This is a genomic window from Pedococcus sp. P2_E2 (genome assembly GCF_056403955.1).
Map to the genome: position 1 here is coordinate 293,319 of NZ_JBFUEM010000003.1, position 18,966 is coordinate 312,284.

General features: G+C 69.9%; 16 protein-coding genes. 9 read left to right on the forward strand and 7 right to left on the reverse strand.

Annotated elements, in window-relative coordinates; all coding sequences use genetic code 11:
* Positions 1 to 6: 6 nt before the first annotated feature.
* Genes AC1DWR_RS09680 through AC1DWR_RS09700 form a run of 5 tightly spaced genes read right to left on the reverse strand, consistent with a single transcriptional unit; the run spans position 7 to position 6,334 of the window.
* The gene (locus AC1DWR_RS09680; RefSeq protein WP_477615857.1) at positions 7 to 2,406 is read right to left on the reverse strand and encodes a bifunctional salicylyl-CoA 5-hydroxylase/oxidoreductase; all 2,400 of its coding nucleotides are present in this window, start codon (positions 2,404 to 2,406) and stop codon (positions 7 to 9) included.
* Complete coding sequence (locus tag AC1DWR_RS09685) at positions 2,403 to 4,043, reverse strand: AMP-binding protein (RefSeq protein WP_477624331.1); 1,641 nt, start codon at positions 4,041 to 4,043, stop codon at positions 2,403 to 2,405. The genes AC1DWR_RS09680 and AC1DWR_RS09685 overlap by 4 nt, the downstream gene beginning before the upstream one ends.
* Before the next feature lie 32 nt (positions 4,044 to 4,075).
* Entirely contained in the window at positions 4,076 to 4,999 is a 924-nt protein-coding gene (locus AC1DWR_RS09690) for an acyl-CoA thioesterase (protein ID WP_477615859.1), read from the reverse strand.
* Positions 4,996 to 5,472, reverse strand: coding sequence for a cupin domain-containing protein (locus AC1DWR_RS09695; protein ID WP_477615860.1), 477 nt, complete (start codon positions 5,470 to 5,472; stop codon positions 4,996 to 4,998). The genes AC1DWR_RS09690 and AC1DWR_RS09695 overlap by 4 nt, the downstream gene beginning before the upstream one ends.
* Positions 5,462 to 6,334, reverse strand: coding sequence for a fumarylacetoacetate hydrolase family protein (locus AC1DWR_RS09700; RefSeq protein ID WP_477624322.1), 873 nt, complete (start codon positions 6,332 to 6,334; stop codon positions 5,462 to 5,464). Before AC1DWR_RS09700 ends, AC1DWR_RS09695 begins: the two co-directional genes overlap by 11 nt.
* A gap of 108 nt (positions 6,335 to 6,442) precedes the next feature.
* Between AC1DWR_RS09700 and AC1DWR_RS09705 the strand changes: the two genes are divergently transcribed.
* On the forward strand, positions 6,443 to 6,862 hold the full coding sequence (locus AC1DWR_RS09705; RefSeq protein ID WP_477615862.1) for a RidA family protein: 420 nt from the start codon (positions 6,443 to 6,445) through the stop codon (positions 6,860 to 6,862).
* On the opposite strand, the gene AC1DWR_RS09710 is transcribed toward AC1DWR_RS09705, so the two are convergent.
* Positions 6,859 to 7,770, reverse strand: coding sequence for a PaaX family transcriptional regulator (locus AC1DWR_RS09710; RefSeq protein WP_477615863.1), 912 nt, complete (start codon positions 7,768 to 7,770; stop codon positions 6,859 to 6,861). The two genes, AC1DWR_RS09705 and AC1DWR_RS09710, sit on opposite strands and share 4 nt — an antisense overlap.
* Positions 7,771 to 7,779: 9 nt before the next feature.
* Positions 7,780 to 8,061: a hypothetical protein gene (locus AC1DWR_RS09715; RefSeq protein ID WP_477615864.1), complete on the reverse strand. Its 282-nt coding sequence runs from the start codon at positions 8,059 to 8,061 to the stop codon at positions 7,780 to 7,782.
* 315 nt (positions 8,062 to 8,376) lie between these two features.
* Here AC1DWR_RS09715 and AC1DWR_RS09720 point away from each other — a divergent pair, with 315 nt between their 5' ends.
* The 8 genes from AC1DWR_RS09720 to AC1DWR_RS09755 all read left to right on the forward strand — a co-directional run bounded on the left by AC1DWR_RS09720 (position 8,377) and on the right by AC1DWR_RS09755 (position 18,904).
* Positions 8,377 to 8,736 carry a hypothetical protein gene (locus AC1DWR_RS09720; RefSeq protein ID WP_477624323.1) on the forward strand — a complete coding sequence of 120 codons (360 nt, stop codon included), beginning with the start codon at positions 8,377 to 8,379 and terminating at the stop codon, positions 8,734 to 8,736.
* A 413-nt stretch (positions 8,737 to 9,149) separates the two neighbouring features.
* The gene (locus AC1DWR_RS09725) at positions 9,150 to 10,118 is read left to right on the forward strand and encodes an alpha/beta fold hydrolase (RefSeq protein ID WP_477615866.1); all 969 of its coding nucleotides are present in this window, start codon (positions 9,150 to 9,152) and stop codon (positions 10,116 to 10,118) included.
* 380 nt (positions 10,119 to 10,498) lie between these two features.
* On the forward strand, positions 10,499 to 11,758 hold the full coding sequence (locus AC1DWR_RS09730) for an Ig-like domain-containing protein (protein ID WP_477615867.1): 1,260 nt from the start codon (positions 10,499 to 10,501) through the stop codon (positions 11,756 to 11,758).
* Between the two features lie 146 nt (positions 11,759 to 11,904).
* Positions 11,905 to 13,155, forward strand: a complete 1,251-nt coding sequence (locus AC1DWR_RS09735; protein ID WP_477615868.1) for a DUF1611 domain-containing protein — start codon at positions 11,905 to 11,907, stop codon at positions 13,153 to 13,155.
* Positions 13,156 to 13,243: 88 nt separating this feature from the next.
* Entirely contained in the window at positions 13,244 to 14,941 is a 1,698-nt protein-coding gene (locus AC1DWR_RS09740) for an ABC transporter transmembrane domain-containing protein (RefSeq protein WP_477615869.1), read from the forward strand.
* 17 nt (positions 14,942 to 14,958) lie between these two features.
* The gene (locus AC1DWR_RS09745) at positions 14,959 to 16,029 is read left to right on the forward strand and encodes a CapA family protein (RefSeq protein ID WP_477615870.1); all 1,071 of its coding nucleotides are present in this window, start codon (positions 14,959 to 14,961) and stop codon (positions 16,027 to 16,029) included.
* Positions 16,030 to 16,052: 23 nt separating this feature from the next.
* Positions 16,053 to 16,916 carry a lipase family protein gene (locus AC1DWR_RS09750; protein WP_477624324.1) on the forward strand — a complete coding sequence of 288 codons (864 nt, stop codon included), beginning with the start codon at positions 16,053 to 16,055 and terminating at the stop codon, positions 16,914 to 16,916.
* Positions 16,917 to 17,368: 452 nt separating this feature from the next.
* Positions 17,369 to 18,904, forward strand: a complete 1,536-nt coding sequence (locus AC1DWR_RS09755; RefSeq protein ID WP_477615872.1) for an RNA polymerase sigma factor — start codon at positions 17,369 to 17,371, stop codon at positions 18,902 to 18,904.
* The last annotated feature ends 62 nt before the right edge of the window (positions 18,905 to 18,966 follow it).

Here is an 18,966-nt window from a genome sequence, read left to right on the forward strand (position 1 = left end):
CGAGGGTCACCGAGCCACCGCGACCTGCGAGCCCACCGAGGCGGCCTCGGGCGTCCAGCGCAGGTGGGTCGGCAGCTCGTCGCTCTCGGTCTCCTTGATCAGCGAGAGCCGGGGCCGGACCGCATCGGTCCGAGCCGTCGGCGGCTTGCGGCGGCCCGCCGCGAAGGGCAACGGCCACTCGGCGGCCGGACCGCGGAACTCCTGCTCCGCCGCCGCGTGCAGCGTCCACTGCGGGTCGTAGAGGTGCGTCCGCCCCAGCGCACACAGGTCGGCCCGGCCGGCGAGGAGGATCGAGTTGACGTCATCGTGCGACGAGATGGCGCCCACGGCGATCACGGCCACGCCTGCTGCCGCGGCCACCTCGTGACGGATCCGGTCGGCGAAAGGAGTCTGGTACGACCGCCCGAACGCCGGCTTCTCTTCCTTGGCGATCTGCCCCGACGACACGTCGATGCCGTCGGCACCGTGGGCGATGAAGGCCCGGGCCATAGCGACCGCGTCGTGCTCGTCGTTGCCGTCCGGCATCCAGTCGGTCGCCGAGATGCGGACCGTCAGGGGCCGCTCAGCCGGCCACGCGGCCCGCACCGCGTCGAAGACCTCGAGCGGGAACCGCAGCCGGTTCTCGATCGAGCCGCCGTACTCGTCGGTGCGCTGGTTGGAGATCGGCGAGAGGAACGAGGACAACAGGTAGCCGTGGGCGCAGTGCAGCTCCAGCAGGTCGAAGCCCGCGTCCGCCCCACGCCGCGCGGCGGCCACGAACTCGTCGCGGATCGCATCCATGTCACTGCGGGTCACCTCGCGAGGCAGGTGGCACCCGTCGCCGTAGGCCAGGGCCGAGGGGCCGGTGACCTCCCAGTTGTCCGTGTCGAGCGGTTCGTCCATGCCCTCCCACATGAGCTTGGTCGACCCCTTGCGTCCGGAGTGGCCGAGCTGGAGGCCAATGGCAGCAGTGGAGTTCGCGTGGACGAAGTCGACGACCTTGACCCAGGAGTCGCGCTGCTCGTCGGTCCAGAGCCCGGTGCAGCCGGGGGTGATCCGACCCTCCGGCGAGACGCAGACCATCTCGGTCATCACGAGCCCCGCCCCACCGAGTGCTTTCGACCCCAGGTGGACGAGGTGGAAGTCGCCGGGCACACCGTCGACCGCGGAGTACATGTCCATCGGCGAGACGATGATGCGGTTCTTGAGCTGGAGGTTGCCGACGTGCATCGGCTGGAACATCGCCGGCACCACCTCGGCTGCGCCCTGGGCGGCGGCGAACGCCTCGTCCACCCGGGTCGCGAACTCCTCGTCGCGGGTGCGCAGTCCGTCGTAGGTGATGCGCCGCGAACGGGTCAGCAGGTTGAAGCAGAACTGGGTGGGGTCCTGGTCCTCGTACAGCCCGATGTTCTCGAACCACTCCAGCGAGGCCTGCGCCGCGCGCTGCGTCGACTCCACGACCGGTCGCCGTTCCGTCTCGTATGCCGTGAGCGCGGCATCGAGGGCATCGTGCTCGTGCAGGCAGGCGGCCAGGGCCAACGCATCCTCCATGGCCAGCTTGGTGCCGGAGCCGATGGAGAAGTGCGCGGTGTGCGCCGCGTCGCCGAGCAGGACGACGTTGTCGTCGTGCCAGTGCTCGTTGCGAACGGTCGTGAAGCTGAGCCACTTCGAGTTGTTGGACAGGACCTCGTGGCCGCCCAGCTCGTCGGCGAAGACCTCGGCCACCCGGGCGATCGACTCCTCGTCGGAGACCCCCGGAGGGAATTCGGTCCCCTCGCTGGCATCCAGACCGGCCGCCCGCCAGACGTCCTCGTGCATCTCGATGATGAACGTCGAACCCTTGTCGGAGTATGGGTACCCGTGGATCTGCATCGTCCCCCACTGCGTCTGCTTGACGTAGAACTGGAACGCCTCGAAGACCAGGTCGGTCCCCAGCCACATGAACTTGTTGTGCCGCCGGTCGAGGCTGGGACGGAACACGTCGGCATACCGCTGCCGCACCGCGGAGTTGACGCCGTCGGCCGCCAGGACCAGGTCGTGCGTGGCCCGGAGCTCCTCGACATCCGGCGCCACGGTCGAGAACCGCACGTCGACCCCTAGCTCGGCACACCGCTCCTGCAGCAGCGAGAGCAGCTCCTTGCGACTCATGGCCGCGAAGCCCTGGCCGCCGACGGTGTGCCGCTGGCCGCGGAAGTGGATGTCGATGTCGGTCCAGCGGGCGAAGCGGTCGGCCATCTGCTCGGCGATCCGCTCGTCGGCGTTCCCGATGCCACCGAGGGTCTCGTCGGAGAAGACCACTCCGAACCCGAACGTGTCGGAGGCGGCGTTGCGCTCCCACACGGTGACCTCGTGGGCGGGGTCGAGCTGCTTCATGAGGGCGGCGAAGTAGAGCCCGCCCGGCCCACCCCCGATGACGGCGATCTTCACGACTGCCCCTCCTGAGCGATCTGGTCCCTCAATCTGAAGTGCTGCAGCTTGCCGCTGGGGTTGCGCGGCAGGACGTCGACGAAGCGGACGTCGCGGGGGTACTTGTAGGGGGCGATGTGGGCCTTCACGAAGTCTTGGAGCTCGCGCGCCTTCGCCTCGTCGCCCACCACGCCGGCGCGCAGGACCACGAAGGCGCAGACGATCGACCCGCGCTCCGCGTCCGGCCTGCCGACGACAGCGCACTCGGCCACCTCGGGGTGCTGGTCGATCGCGGCCTCGACCTCCGGCCCGCCGATGTTGTAGCCGGACGACACGATCATGTTGTCGGAGCGTGCCTGGTAGTAGAAGTAGCCGTCGGCGTCGCGGACGAAGGTGTCGCCGGTGATGTTCCACCCGTTCAGCACGTAGGCGTGCTGGCGTTCGTCGTTGAGGTAGCGACACCCCGTGGGTCCGATGATCGCGAGCCGACCGGGCACGTCCGGACCGACCTCCTGACCATCGGCGTCGAGGATCGTCGCCCGGAACCCGGGCACCGCCTTGCCGGTCGCGCCGCGGCGGATGTCGTCCCCCCTCGCCGAGACGAAGACGTGCAGCAGCTCGGTCGACCCGATGCCGTCGATGATGCGCAGGCCGGTCTGGTCGAGGACGGCCTGCCAGGTCTCGGGGTTGAGGTGCTCGCCGGCCGACACCGCGGTGCGGACGCCCGCCAGCAGCCCGACGTGACCGTCGACGACGATCGCCCGGTATGCGGTTGGGGCGGTGAACAGCGTCGTCACCTCGTGGTCGTGGACCAGCTGGGCGAGCTCTGCGGGCGTTGCCTTCTCGGTGAGCAGGGAGCTCGCGCCGGACCGGATGGGGAAGACCACGAGTGCGCCGAGACCGAAGGTGAAGGCCAGCGGCGCCGTGCAGGCGACCACGTCGTCGGAGGTCAGCTGCACGAGGTGCTTGCCGAAGGTCTCGGCGATGGACGCGATGTCGCGGTGGAAGTGCATCGTCAGCTTGGGGACCCCGGTGGTGCCGGAGGTCGGACCCAGCAGGGCCACGTCGTCGGCAGCCGTTGGCACCGCTACGAATTCGCCGGACTTCGTGGCGCACCGAGCCACGAGGTCGTCCGACCCCGAGCCCCCGAACTCCACCACCGCGAGGTCGGGCGCGGCGCTGTCGCGCACGGCATACACGTCCTCCGCGAAGCGGTGGTCGACCAGGGCGATGGTCGGCTTGGAGGCGGCAACGATGGGGGTGATCTCGACTGCCCGCAGGGCAGCCATGGTGGTGACGACGACGGCACCCGCCTTGAGGGCACCGAACCAGCAGGCCACCACCCACGGCGTGTTCGGCGCGCGGAGCAGGACGCGGTTGCCGGGAACCAGGCCCAGGTCGTCGGTGAGCACCTGCGCGACCTGGTTGGCCCGCTGCTGGAGCTCGCCATAGGTCCACGTCGTCCCGCCGGGCGTGTGCAACGCCGGGCGGTCGGCACCGACCCGGTCGGCCGTGTCGTCGAGCAACCAGGTCGCGGCGTTGAGCCGGTCGGGGTACTGCAGCTCGGGAAGGGTGAACTCGATGGTCGGCCACAGCTCGCGCGGCGGCAACGAGTCGCGGGCGAAGGTGTCCTCATGGGCCGAGGGGCTGAGCTCCATCATCGTGCCTTTCCCAGTCGTGCGCTCCGACATCACTGACCTGCGCGGATCATGCCCTCTTGGGCGACGGTGGCGACGTGGTCGCCGGATCGGGTGTAGAACCGGCCCAGACCGAGGCCGCGGCCCCCGTGGGCACTGGCCGCCTCCTGGGCGTAGAGCAGCCAGTCGTCCATCGCGAACGGCCGGTGGAACCACATCGCATGGTCGAGGCTGGCGGTGACCAGACCCTTTTGCGCCCAAGGCATTCCGAGCACCCTCAGCACGGGCTCGAGGATCGTGTAGTCGCACGCATAGCCGAGCGCCGCCTGGGCCAGCTGGACGTCGTCGATGCCCTCGACCGGGCGCAGCGCGTCGAACGGCTTGACCCACACCGCCTGGTGCGGGGCCCGCTCCCCCTCGACCTGCACGTAGACCGGTCCGGGGACGTGGCGCATGTCGAACGAGCGCCCGCCCGACCAGTAGCCGCGCGAGTCCGCGGTCATCGTCCCGGCCGCCTCACTCCCCGGCTCGAACCCCTCGAGGTATGCCGCGGAGCTGGGCAGCGCCTCGGGCGCCGGGACCGCGGTCGGCGCCTCCGCGGCATACTCCCCGCCGTCCTCGGGCACGTGGAAGGAGGCCATGGCGACGTAGACGACCTTGCCCCCCTGGAAGGCGCGGACCTGGCGGGTGGAGTAGCCCCGGCCATCACGCAGCCGCTCGACCTCGTAACGCACCTGCGCGCCGATGTCGACGGGGCGCATGAAGTAGCTGTGCATCGAGTGCAGCCCGCGGTCGGTCTCGACCGACCGGATCGCGGCGACCGTCGCCTGGGCGACCATGTCGCCGCCGTACGCCTTCGGCCACGGGCAGTACTGCGTCGTGGCGGTGTAGGCCTCGTCGAAGACCTCGGCATCGACCTGGGTGAGGGCGAGCGCATCGGTCAGCACCCGCGAGGTGGGGGTCACGAGCTCACTCATGCGCGGCGGAAGCCCTCGAGGATGGAGTCGTCGACGTCGGCGAGGTTGACGACGATGTTGTCGGGAGTCCGGGTGGTCAGCCAGACCAGGTCGTGCCTGGTCGACATGTTGCACTCGACGTGGTGCATGAACGGCGGCACGAACACGAAGTCCCCCTCGGTCATGTCGACGTACTCGCGGAAGTCCTCGCCGTAGTAGATGCGGCCGTGTCCCTGCAGCACGTAGCCACCGGTCTCGGCCTCGCCGTGGTGGTGGTTCACGGAGCGGTAGCCGGGCTTGTTGAAGACCTTGCCGTACCAGAGTCGCTGCGCCGGTGTGTGCTGGATGCTGACACCGGACACGCGGTAGGCGCCGCCGGAGTCGGCAGTCGACGCGTCCTCGGAACCCGCCTTGGTGACGATGGGGATGACGCGACCATCGGGCTGGGCCCACGGCGACGGGTCTCCTTCGAGCACGTAGTCGTCAAAGTTCATCGGCGTCTCTCCTTGATCGGTGTCGGGTTAGTCGAATCGTGCTGTCCAGGAAGCCGATTCCCTCGATTTGCGTGCGCACGACGTCGCCGTCGGCGAGGAACCGTGGTGGCTTCATGCCCATGCCCACGCCTCCGGGCGTGCCCGTGAGCACGAGGTCACCGGGCCGCAGGAGCGTGAACTCGGAGATGTAGGCGAGGAGCGCCGCTGCACCGAACACCAGGGTCTTGGTGTTGCCGCGCTGGACGGTCTCGCCGTTGACCAGGCAGGTGACCTCGAGGCCGGCCTCGGGGTCGACCTCGTCCGGGGTCACCACGACGGGGCCGACCGGTGTCGTCGCGTCCCAGGCCTTGCCCTGGAACCACTGCAGCGTGCGTCGCTGCCAGTCACGGACCGAGATGTCGTTGGCCACGGTGTAACCGGCGATCGCTCCTCGGGCCTGATCCTCGGTGGCGTGGCGTAAGGGTTGGCCGACGACGACGGCGAGCTCGGCCTCCCAGTCGAGGTCCACCTCCGCAGGAGCGTGGATCACGTCGGTGGGACCGACCAGGGTGTCGGCGTACTTGGCGAACAGCGTCGGGAAGTCCGGCAGCTCGCGGCCCATCTCGGTGATGTGGTCGCCATAGTTGAGCCCGCAGCAGATGACCTTGGCGGGGCTGGGCAGCGGAGTGAGCAGCACGGCGTCAGGCCCACCGACGACCACGGCGGCCGGGCACGCGGCCACCTCGCGCCAGTCCGGTCGGGCCAGGAGCTCGGAGAGGTCGGCGGCAGGCATCGCGAGCCAGTCGCCGCACGAGGGCGACGTGTCGTGGGAAACGGCGGCACACGTCGCACCGTCCGGCGTCGCCACCGTGGCCAGTCGCATCCTCGCGCCCTTCCGTCCGCTGTATAGCGACAATTTCACGATCGTCACGTATAGTCAATAGTCGCAGGCGTCGAACTGCCCACGCCCAGGAACCACCCGAGGAGCGCCATGACCCCCGTCGCCATCAACCCGGCCGCGCTGCCCGCTCCGAGCGGCTACTCGCACGGCACGCTCAGCGGCAACACGCTGTACCTGGGCGGCCAGACGGCGCTCGACGCGGACATGCAGATCGTCGAGGGCGGCATCGTCGAGCAGTTCCGCCAGGCGTTCGGGAACGTGCTGACCACCCTCCGCGAGGCGGGCGGCCTCCCGGAGGACCTCGTCAGCCTGACGATCTACCTCACCGACATCCCCGACTACCAGGCGCACGGCCGCGAGATCGGCCGCGCCTGGCGCGAGCTGGCCGGCCTCGTCTACCCGGCGATGGCCGGCATCGGCTGCACCGCCCTGTGGCAGCCGGAGGCGCTCATCGAGATCCTCGGCGTCGCGGTCATCCCCGACGACCGGCTGCGCCGCCCTCAGGCCTAGCTGCCGATGACCGACTCTGCGTAGCGACGCGCTGGGCCGGCCAGCCGCTGGTGCAGGTCCGAGAAGAGCCGCTCCGCTGCGATCCCCTGCCAGTCCGGTGGCAGGAACTCCACCGGGAGGCCGGGGTCGAGGTAGGGCAGCCGGCGCCACGCGGTCAGCAGCAGCACGTCGTCGGCAAAGGCGCGCGCGTCGTCATCCGGCCCTGACCCGTGGGGACCCGACCCGTCCGCAGCGGTGCCCCACCGCTCGCGGACCGGTTCGAACTGGGCCCGGAACCCGGCATACAAGGCACCCAGCGCGTCGAGGTCCCACCACTCGGCGACGCGCCGCGCGACCTGGTCGTCGAGCAGGTCGGCCGCGAAGAACTCCACGAACTCCAGCAACCCCTCGCGCTCGAGCTCGCGGCGCAGGTGGGCGTGGACGAACTCGGGGGCGATCCACAGTCCAGCGGCCACCGTGCCGAACCCACGCCCCGCGAGCACCCGGCGCAGCTGGTGGCGCAGGTTCCGCTGCGACTCCGGCACCGAGAACGCGGCCAGCAGCCAGCGGTCGCCGGGCTGGGCGCGCCGCGGCGCGAAGATGCGTTCGTCACCCTCCTCGAAGACGTCCTCGAGCTGCGGATCCAGCCGGTATGCCGCGCTGCCAGCTTTGCGGGTCGGCAACAGGACGCCGCGCTTCTTCAAGCGGGACAACGCCGATCGCGTAGCGGCCTCGTCGACGTCGAGGGTGGCGAGGAGCTTGATGAGCTCGGCCACAGCCAGGGAGTCGTGCTCACCCCGGGCGTGGAGAGCGCAGATCGTGACGATCAGCTGCTGGAGCTGCCGACCGGTGCCGGCCTGGGGCTCACCCGCATGCGACGCACCCGTCGGGGCTTCGCCCTGGACTGCGGTGTCGGACGGACGAGGCACCCCGCCAGCCTAGTCAGCCCGGGCGGCGCGGCCTTGGACGTCGAGGTGACTCGTGGGGAGCTGGGTCTCGGGACACCGCGCGTGCAGCTCGTCGATGATCTCCTGCTCGCGAGCCAGGGCCGCGAGCAGGTCCGTGGGCTGCACCGTCCCGGCCGGACCCGCGAAGCCCCCGGGGCCGCGGGTGGCGTCCTCCAGCTCGGCGAGCTCGGTGAGGAGCTCACGCACGGACGCGGAATGGACGGGCGTCGTGGCCCGATCACCCACGCGGACGGACTCGATCGGCTCGCTCACCTGCAGCCTCCTGGGCGCTGACGACTGGTGCCCCGGCTGCTTGAAGCCTTGCGATCATCATCCGGTTTGTGGCGTTCTGTCAACGGTTGGCGCAACGGCTGGGCCTCCGGCGTCACATTCGGACCGTCCAGAATGTCTATCCCGTAGTCCTGTCGGCAGGGCGCGGCGACCATCACCCCTGCCGACAGGACCACGAGGGCCTGACCCGCGCGGGTTCAGCCCGGGCGGCGTCACGGTTCGACCGGGTATGCGTCGTATGGGTGGTGCGCTGTGCTGTCGGTGGGGCGGTCGGAGGGTGAAGGTGAGTTCGCGGCGATGACGGCGTTGAGGCCGGTGACGGTGGCCCAGCTGCGCGCGTCGATGGGCGTTCCCACCCTCGTCGCGGCATACCGACAACGCGTGCTGAACGTTGCCGCGCCGGGCGCGTGCCACCCGTGGACCGGTGCGGTCTCCGGACGTGGGCACGGACAGTTCTGGATCGCACACGACCGCATGGTGATCGCTCACCGCTTCGGTTTCGCCCTGGCATTCGGCGTGGATGCCCTCGTGGCGGCCCAGGTGCTGACGCACGCGTGCCGGAACCCTCTCTGTCAGAACATGGCCCACATCGGGCCGGCGCTGTCCCCGACACGGGGCCTGGATACCGACCAGATGGGCCTCGGACTCTCTGCGTAATCGTGGACCCCGCCAGGTGGTCTTAAGGGTGACGGTCCACCCACCCCCCCCAGGGGTGCTCCTGAGAAGCGAAACATCAACGAGCACAATGCTTTTCGAGAACCGTCGGCGGCGCCCTCAAACCCCTTCCGACGGGCCTGAGGAGGGTCGGCGGCTGCGGGACCGTCGTCTCGGAGCACCAGCCCCGAGGCCACTCTGTCATGGAGGTAGGCGCTCGCATGATCGCTACACACCTGTCCAGGAACTGTCGCATCCGGTCACCACGACGGACCCCGCGCGACCCGGCTGACCATCACCCTTCCACCGCATGCCGGACCGAGCGGCATCTGCGCGGATCCACTGAGCCGCCGGTCTCGTGCCGCCGGACCCACCACCGCAAGGCCCCCTGCCCCGCCGTCGCGCGGGTGCTCCCGGTGCCCGCTCGGACCCGGCGCATCATCGCGTCCGTCTCGTTGGTGGCCGGCCTGCTGGCGCCCGCGACCCCCGCCGCGGGCCAAGCCTCCGCTGGCACCACTTCCGCGACGAGTCGCACGTTCCCGGTCGGCACGAAGGTTGTCGACTACTGCGGCAACGGATCCGTGGCCGTGAGGAGCAAGGCGATCGCCAGGGTCGTCATCGTGGTCCACGGGACCTCCGGCAACTACTGCGACTACGCGCGCTACGCGATGGAGTCCGCCTCCGACGCCGGGGTTCTCGGTTCGACCCTCGTGGTTGCCCCTCACTTTCCGACCTACGCGGAGACGGACGACGAGAGTCGGCTGATCTGGGGGTCAGGATGGCGCGAGGGAAACACCAGCAACAACGAGGACGGCACCAGGGTCTCGAGCTTCGAGGCACTGGACCAGCTGACCGCCGCCGTCCGGAAGACCTTCGGGAGCAGCGTTCCCATCCGCATCATCGGGCATTCTGCCGGTGGCCAGTTCGTCCAGCGCTACGCCGAAGGCAGTGACGCGCCCATCGACCGGTTCGTCCCTGCGAACCCGTCGAGCTACGGGTACCTCACCGCCCAGAGGTGGGCTGGCGGGACCGTCCTCGCCCCGGCGGCCGGGTGTTCCGGCTACAACACCTGGAAGTACGGCCTGGACGGGCTGAACGGCTACATGCGGTCCGCCGGGGACGTGCGCGCGCGCTATGCCGGGCACCGCGTCGCCCTCCTCCTCGGCGGTGCGGACGTGTTGCGGGACTCGGAACTGGACGTCAGCTGCGAGGCGGACGCCCAGGGCAGGAACCGGCTGGAACGTGGTCAGGTGTTCTTCAACCACCTGCGCGACCAGCTCGGGCAGCTCCCCGCTGGTCACTCCCTCTCGGTCGTGCCCGGAGTGGGGCACGACGGACGATCGATGATCCGCTCCGCCCCGGCACGAGCCCTGCTCTTCCGCTGACGTGTCGCCGGGCCCGTGCCCCCAGTGGGGCACGGGTCCGGCGACACGTGTCCGGCGACACGACTTCCCTCGCGCGACGTCTCTGTAGGCGGACCGCTGTCACCCCGACCGAGTAGGGGCGGCCGGGGTGGCAGCCTCCTGACACACGCCTCCCGCTAGTGGCGGGCGTCACGTATCCGCCGCTGCCCGCTCGCGTCATCCTTTCGCCACACCCCGGTCCTTTCTGATGATGGCATCGCCCGGCCAGTCCAGGGGGGACGACGACGATGCCGCTCTAGGGGAGGCGTTCGCGCATGGTGGTAACAGGCACAAACCGGTGGCAGCGAGTGGTGGGGACAGTGGGAGCGTGTGTCCTGCTGGGGCTGACCGCCCTACTGATCATGGCTCCGCCGTCCCGGGCCGACGACATCCCGGGAGCGATCACCTCGATCTCGACCCGGGCCACCCACGTCGACGAGGGCGACGAAGTCACCTTCGCCTGCACGTGGGCGGTCCCTGACGGATCAGACCCGGGCGACACGTTCGACCTCACCCTGCCCGACCAGCTCAACTGGTTCGGGGCGAAGAGCTTCAACCTCTTCGCCCCGGACGGCTCGGTCGTCGCCACCGCGACCGTCGACGACGCCGACCACGTCGTCTTCACCCTGGCTGACTACGTCGCCTCGCATCCCACCGACATCCACGGGACCTGCACGTTCGTCACCCTCTACAGTGCTGCCGGCACTGGCGGGGAGGTGGATCTCGAGTTCCAGACGGGGTCCGACGTCGTCAGGGTTCCCGTCGGTACCGACCAGCCCTGCACCGCGAGCTGCGTGGGCTCTCGGGACGATGCCGGCAAGGACATGTGGTGGCTCGACTCCGGGCAGACGAAGACGCGATCAGTCGTCTGGACCCCGGCAACGACCGCTGACACCACCACCGTGACCATCACTGACACGCCCGGGCCGGGACTGAGCCTCGACTGCGCCTCCGTGACTGCCCACATCGGAGGACGACTCGGGTCCGAGGGCAGGCTGGCCGAGCCCTACGACGACGCCACCGTCCCGGCTGCGGTCTCCTGCGCCCCGGACCGCCTTGTCGTGACGTGGTCGGCTGTGCCCGCCGGCGAGTATGCAGAGGTGCGGGTCAACGCCACCGTCACCGATCCGGGACGGTCCGTGTACTCGAACGACGCAACGGTGAAGTTCGACGGCACGGTCCTGCCCGTCGAGTCAGTCGTGAAGCGCACGGACGCCTCGGGAACGGGCTCAGGCGGTACGCCATCCCCGACCACGACGACACCGCCGACGAGCACCACGTCCACCACGACCGCACCGCCGACGAGCACCACGTCCACCACGTCCACCACCAGCACGACGGCACCGCCGACGAGCTCGACCTCCAGCACCAGCACCACGACCACGCCGCCGGCCTCCACGCCCACCTCGACGGTCAGCACGGGAGGCACGGGAGGCGGAGGGGAGGAGAACGGGACGATCGGCGGAGGGCTTCCCTTTGTCGTCACCACCAGCGGGGCTCTCGAGGTGAGCGAAGGCGCCCTGGCGTTCACGGGGGTCAACGTCATGGCCGCGGTGGCTGGCGCGCTGGTCCTGCTCATCGCGGGGACGGGCCTGATGACGGCGGGCCGGCGCTCACGCTAGGAGTGAGACGACGTGAGCGGGGGGCGGATCGGGTCCTAGACCCGATCCGCGCCTGCCCTCGTTCAACTGATGGCAAGGCAGGGCGTCGGGGGGACCGCGTCCACGGAGCGACGCCCGTCGCAGGGATTTCTTTGGAGGGTGGGGGCATGTCTCGACAAGACGTGTGGGTCCGGCCGTTGGAAGGGGGGACCAACCAGCGAGCCAGGCAGAGCTTCGCAACGCGCCGGGTGCCGCGCTCGGCCATGAAGACCCTCGTCGGAGGCGCGATCCGTCCGCGGTCCGGTGATGTCGTGCTGGCTCACGTCGAGCGCCTGGGGCAGCACCGGCGGATCGAACAGCCCGATGGCCGGCGCAGCGCGCTGCACGTCGGGGACACGGTGGTCGTCGCCTACGCCGACCGCTACGCCACGGACCAGTTCGAGTCCCACGTACCGTCCTCCCTGGGCCGTGTCCAGCTGGTGGCCTCCGGGGGGATCGCGTCCCAATCGATTTCCCACAGCAGGGCCGTCCGGCGTGCCACGGACATCATTCCGCTGGGCCTGGTCGGCGACGAGTACGGCAGGCCGCTGAACGTCTGGGACTTCCGACTTCCCGACGTGGTTCCGCCCCCTGTGCGGCCGAGGACGGTTGCCGTTCTCGGGACGTCGATGAACGCCGGCAAGACCACGACCATGCACTACCTCCTTCACGGGCTGAGCAAGGTCGGCATGTTGCCCGGGTCGGTCAAGGTCACCGGCACCGGCTCGGGGAACGACTTCTGGGTGATGCTGGATGCAGGCGCTCACCGGATGTTCGACTTCACGGACGCGGGTCTGGCCTCGACCTTCCGGCAGCCGATCCCCGTCCTCGAATCGGCGATGACCCAGCTGGTGTCCCAGCTGTCCCTTGCCGGATGCGGCGTCAACTTCGTGGAGATCGCTGACGGGGTGTTCCAGCAGGAGAACAGGATGCTGCTGACCTCGCCGGTCGTCCACGAGCTGCTCGACGTCGTGGTCCTCGCGGCCTCCGACGCGATGGGCGCCGCGCACGGCGTCAGCCACCTGCGGGAGCGAGGCTTCGAGGTCGCTGCGGTGTCGGGCATGCTGACGCGCTCCCCGCTCGCGATCCGAGAGGCCCAGGAGGCGACCGGCCTTCCCGTGTGGGGGATCCCCGAGCTCCAGACTCCCGAGCTGGTCATCCCCGCGCTCGGCCTGGACCCACGTCTGGCTCGTGAACCGGACCCCACGCTGGATGCCGCCTGGCCCGTCGAGCTCGCCGGGCTCGACCTGACGATGCAGATGGACCCGTCCCCCGTCGAGTCGGCCACCTCACCGTCCTCCGTGGCCGGCTTCCAGTCGAGCGACGCCCTACGGGGAGAAGCGTTCGCCACCGGTCGCCTGATCCCGCAGGCGGGCTGACCTCGTGGATGGGCGACTTCCTCCGGGAGAGACCGGTCCCGGGCCTCGCCCGGGCGGCGACAGACGCACGTCCCCTGCCTCCTTTCGCGTGTCGCGCGCGGCCAGGGTCGTCGTTCTTGCGCTGGGCCTCGGGCAAGGCGCCTGCCTCCTGACCTTCATCCTGCTGCTGGCCCACGTCGTCGACGCTCTCGAGCCGACAGGCGTGGGATTCGCCGCTGAACGCCAGTATCGAGACTCCCTGCTGGGCTGCCTCGCCCTCGCCGCCCTCGGCGCGGCACTGGGGATCATGCGGGCGATCGAGTTCAGCGTGACCGAGAAGGCCGGCTACGAGGTCGTCCGTCGACTCCGCATGGACATGTACGGCCACCTGCAGCGGATGCTCCCCTCGCACCTCGTGCATCGGGCCCGTGGCGGGCTACTGCTCAGGCTCACCGGAGACCTCTCGATGCTGCGCATGTGGCTCAGCCGTGGCCAGCTTCAGGGCTCGTCGGCCGTCATCACGCTGATGGCAGGCCTGACGGGCGCGTTCGTCCTGGACCGTGCCATGGCGTCCGCCCTCGTGGCCGTCCTCTGCCTTGGTGCCGCGGTGTCGCTCTACAGCGGTCAGACGATGCGGTCCGCCACGCGCACGATGCGGCGGCGACGCTCGCTGGTCATCGGCAACATCGCGGAGCAGATCAATGCCCTCGCCGTGACGCAGGTGTCGGGCCGTGCGGGCGGTGAGTACGCCAGGCTCTCCCGCCAGAACGACTCGCTCAACCGAGCGCTGGGGCGGGTGGCCACCTTGCGGGGTCGGCTGCGCGGAATTGCCACCGGCACCAGCATGGTGGCGACCGCCGCCGTGGTGGCCACCGGTGTCGTCGAAGCCCGCAACGGCGCTGTTCTTCCTTCCACGGTCCTGCTCGAGGTGCTGATCGCACGCTTCCTCACGAGGTCGGTCAGGACCCTCGGACTGATGCACGACTACTGGCACCGGGGGCTGGTGTCGCGCCAGAAGATCGGGGACTTCCTCGCGAGCTCGAGCCGCGCCATCGAGGCTGAGCTCCTCGCGCCGCTGAAGGTGCGCCGAGGCCGCATCCGCTTCGACGGCGTCACGGTGGAGGGCACCCTCAAGGGCTTCTCCGCCGAAGCGGCACCCGGGACCGTGGTGGCCATCACTGGTGGGGCGGGTTCTGGTGCAAGCACGGTGCTCGACCTCATCGCCAGACTCGTGGACCCCGATGCCGGGACCGTCACGATCGACGACCAGGATCTCGTGGCCACCTACCCCGGCTCGATCGGTCGCGCCGTGGGCATGGTCAGTCCCGACCTGCCACTCATGCGCGGCACGGTCAGGCGCAACCTGACCTACGCTGCGGGGGCCGCCTCCGCGGCCGAGGTCCAGCGGATCGCCTTCGGGCTCGGACTCAACCAGGTCCTTCCGCGGATGGGGGGTTCGGGTGTGGCCGAGTGGCTCGTCGAGGGCGGACAGAACATTCCGTCCGCTGACCGACAGCTGATCGCCCTCGGCCGGGCGCTGATGGGAAACCCTCCGATCCTGCTGTTGAACCGGCCTTTCGAGGGCCTCGACCCGGCCAGTCGAACCCTGGCTCGTGCCATGGTCCTGCGTCATCGGGGAACCGTTCTCTGGTGCACCGACGAGCCGGACGACCTGGCCGAGGCCGATCTGATCTGGGTCGTGGACGGCGGGCAATGTGTCGAGGTGAAGGCCAGCAGCACCTACCGCGAAGAGCTGTGGACGAGCCGCACACCCCGGGGGAACCGATGGCCCGTCGTCAACACCTGAGGCGCGACCGTCGGCTGATGACCGGCTTCGGGGCCGCGACGACACTCTGCCTCGGGTCGGTCGGATGGCAGCTGACCGGCATGGCGGCACCCCCGCCCGACGTGGTCACCCGATCGGTCAGCGCCGGCACGGACGGCTCCATCGACCTCACGTTCGGGGGTGACACCATGCTGGGCGATGGCGCAGAACGCCTGATCGCCACCGCCGGCTTCGACGCACCGCTCGCAGGCGTGCGCGTGATGCTGATGTCCGGGGACGTCACGATCGTCAATGCCGAAGGCCCGATCACGACGGTGGCCGTGCCCGCCAATCCCGGCGCGAAGTACTCCTATGCGGTCGGCCTGCCCGGAGCGGCGGCCCTGGGCCGAGCGGGGGTGGACGTGCTCGGCCTCGGGAACAACCACGCCATGGATCGTGGCGCGGCGGGTCTGGCAGAGACCGAGCGGACGGCGGCGGCCTCTGGCCTCTCGACGTTCGGCGCCGGCGCCCGTCGAGCAGAGGCCATGCGGCCGCTCGTCCTCAGGTCAGGTCAGGAAACGGTTGCGGTGGTGGCGCTGGGCGAGAACTTCGGGCCGGCCCAGCGAAGCACGCCGACCACCCCGGGAATGGTTCCCTTCAGTCCCGACGTCATCGAGCGAGGGGTCATCACGGCGAAGCGCGCAGGAGCCTCGAAGGTGGTCGCCTTCGTCCACTGGGGCGACAACTACGCGGACATCAATGCGCAGCAACGGTACTGGGCCGGGCTGCTCGTCGACGCGGGGTACGACGCCGTGATCGGTACCGGTCCCCACGTGCTGCAGCCGATCGAGATCGTGCGAGGCATCCCGGTCGCCTACAGTCTCGGCAACCTCACCTTCGGCGCACCAGGCAGGTTTGCCAGCTACGGCAAGGTCGGGGTGGGCGCCGTCGCACATCTTCGTTGGGACGCGAACGGCCGCGGAACTCTGCTGCTGGACTGCGTGCAGACTGACAACCTCCTGAACGGGTACGTGACACGGGCCTGCCCTGCCGCACCCCTCGAGGCGGCCCACCGAATTCTCGGTCCGGCGGTGAGCTGGATTCAGAACCGGGCATCCCTCTCCTTCTGATGCGACGGCTACAGCTCACTGGGATGTTGCTGCTGATGACGGCGTTGGGCGCCACGGCCTGCAGCCAGGCCGTCGACCATGCGGCGGGCGTCCAGGGGGCCGGCCTCACGGGAACTGGCTCGTTCGAGTTCGCCCCCGCCGGTGCGGCACCGATCAGGGTCTTCTATGCAGTCGGCTCGGGTGACCTGGCGACCGGACGAGTGGTCGTCGTGATGCACGGAACGAACAGGAACGCGCGCGACTACCGCGACTCGTGGACGTCGCTGGTGAAGGACCGCCCATGGGTGGTGGTCGCGCCACAGTTCGACCAAGCGGCGTTTCCGGGGGCCGCGGGCTACAACCTTGGGGGCACGGTGGACGAGTCCGGAGACGCACGGCCCGCGCAGGACTGGTCCTTTGCCTACATCGAACCCCTGGTGGACCAGGTGCGAGCCCTGACCGGTGTGCGGGACCCCACCTTCGACCTGTTCGGCCATTCTGCAGGCGCTCAGTTCGTCCACCGGTACCTGGAGTTCGAACCGAAGGCCCGTGTCCGGCGGGCGGTCGCAGCGAACGCCGGCTGGTACACGGCTCCTGATCCCGACGTCGACTTCCCCTACGGCCTGGAGCACGCGCCGGCACCAGTGGACCTCGACGGCCTGTTCTCCCGTGACCTCACCGTGCTGCTGGGCAGCGAGGACGTCGAGGACGAGAACCTCCGACAGGACGCAGGAGCCTCTCGGCAGGGTCAGACGCGGATCGAGCGTGGCGAGGAGTTCTACCGGGTGGGGGGCGAACAGGCGCGCAGCCGTGGAACACCGTTTCGGTGGACGCTGCGCGTCGTCCCCGGGGTCGCGCACGACCACGCGCCAATGTCCGCGGAGGCCGCCGCCGTCTTCGCGCGCTAGCGCGTCGGCGCCCATGGTTCGGCTGGGCGATGCAACCACCCATGACGGGTTCCACGCTTCCCGCGTCACCAATTGACCTTTCAGACGTCACAGTCCTAGGAGGAGTCGTGTGCCCGGTAGGAAAGGTTCAGCGGTGAGCGAATCGGTATTTCGCCAGGGACCTGGAGACATGGAGCTCGTGGCTCGAATCATGTACTCCATGGAGGTCGCTGAGATCGACATGCCCCATGTCGTCATAGCGATGGTCCCGGGGTGTCCGCCGGCCAGCTACTCAGGCCCCTACCCCAGTGCCCTGGCTGCACTCACGGTGGCGGAGGCAGAGCATCGAGCCGACCTGGCAGCCGGGGGCACCGGGGAGGTCCGTTTTCGCGTCGCGGCACTGTACCCAGCCGAGCCCGAAGAGCTGCGAGAGCCAGCCGGAGCAGTCGCGGAGCCAGAATCAGGCACAGACCGTGGATGACGGCGACCCCGACGACCCCGTCGATGCGGCAGGCACCGTCGAGCCAGACGTGGACCTGGTCGAGCGCGCTCGCCAAGGCGATCAGGAAGCGGCCGTCCAGCTCTGGACCCGGCACTACCCCTCGGTGCTGCTGGCCGCACGACGGGTCACCCGGCAACCGCGGGACGCCGAGGAGATTGCCTCCGACGCGTTCGCGGGAATGCTGTCGGCCCTTGCCTCGGGCGCCGGGCCCACCACCTCCGTGCGCGCCTATCTCGTGACCTCTGTGCGCAACCTGGCCGCGAGCCGAGCTCGACGGCCGTCGTCGGGTGATGTCATCACCGACGATGTGGCCGTGTTCGACCGTGCCACCCCGGACACCACAGTCCACATGTCCGAGCTCGAGCTGGTGCGCCTCGCGTTCGCGGATCTGCCCAAGCGGTGGCAGATCGTGCTGTGGCGGACGGCTGTCGACAAGGACAGCAACATCGAGGTCGGCCGCGCCATGGAGCTCTCCCCCAACGGCGTGGCCGCCCTGGCCAAGCGAGCTCGGCGCGGGTTTCGACTGGCGTACCTTCGCGCGCACCTCTCGGACCGAGGGGTGGATGCCGGGTGCAAGCCCTTTGTCGACGGCCTCGCCGACCTGACGGTGTCCGAGGCCGGAGCACCGGACGCGCTGGTGAGCCACGTGGCCACCTGCCTCGGCTGTACGAGGCGCATGGAGGAGCTCAGAGCAGTCGACCGCAACCTGGCGGGCGTGCTCGGGCCCGCCATCCTGGGCCTGTTTCCCTCCTCGATGCTCGCCGGCGGCCTGGGTGCTGGCGCCGGGGCAACCGGGTGGCCCGCAACGGCCCTGTCCCCTTCCACCGCACGTCCCCGAGCCCGCTGGTTCATGGGCCCCGCCGCGGTTGGTGTGATCCTCGCGATCATCCTGGCCGTGCGGCCGGACGGACTGCCCACGCCACCGGCCTCAGCGGAGGTCCCCCGCGTAACCCAGCCGTCGGCGAGCAGCCCGACCAGCCCGAGCACCCAAGGCGCCCCGGCCCCTGCGCCGACCGTGACCCAGCGGCCAAGGCGACCAGCCACCCCGGTCACGACTCCACCCCGCACGAGCACGCCGCCACGACCCACCGTCCCCCGCCCCCGCCCCCGGCCCACATCCGTCGTGAACCCGACGAGCCCTGCCCCCACCACCCCTGCGGCCCGGACGAGTCCGATGGCCGTCGACCTGGCGATCGGGGGCGCCCGAACCGACACGGCCACCACCATCAGAGCCTCCGTCGAGGGCGTTGTCGGCCCGCCCACACTCGTCCTGGAGGTGCCCACGGGTGTCACCTTGACGCACGCCACGGGCGACTGGACCTCTTGCACCCAGAGCCAGACGAGCATCCGGTGCGCCGCCGCCAACGCCCAGGTCGTGACGTGGTCGGGCACCATCCACACGACCTGGACTGCGGCGGCACGCGGGCTGGTCCGCGCGACCGTTGAGGGGACCTATGGCAATGGTTCGCCCGCCCAGGGGTCGATCGAGGCCACATGGCCCCCGTAAAACCGCCGTCCGGCCCGTCCCTCGCGTCGTGGTCATCGCCCCAGACGTGAACCCGCGCGTCC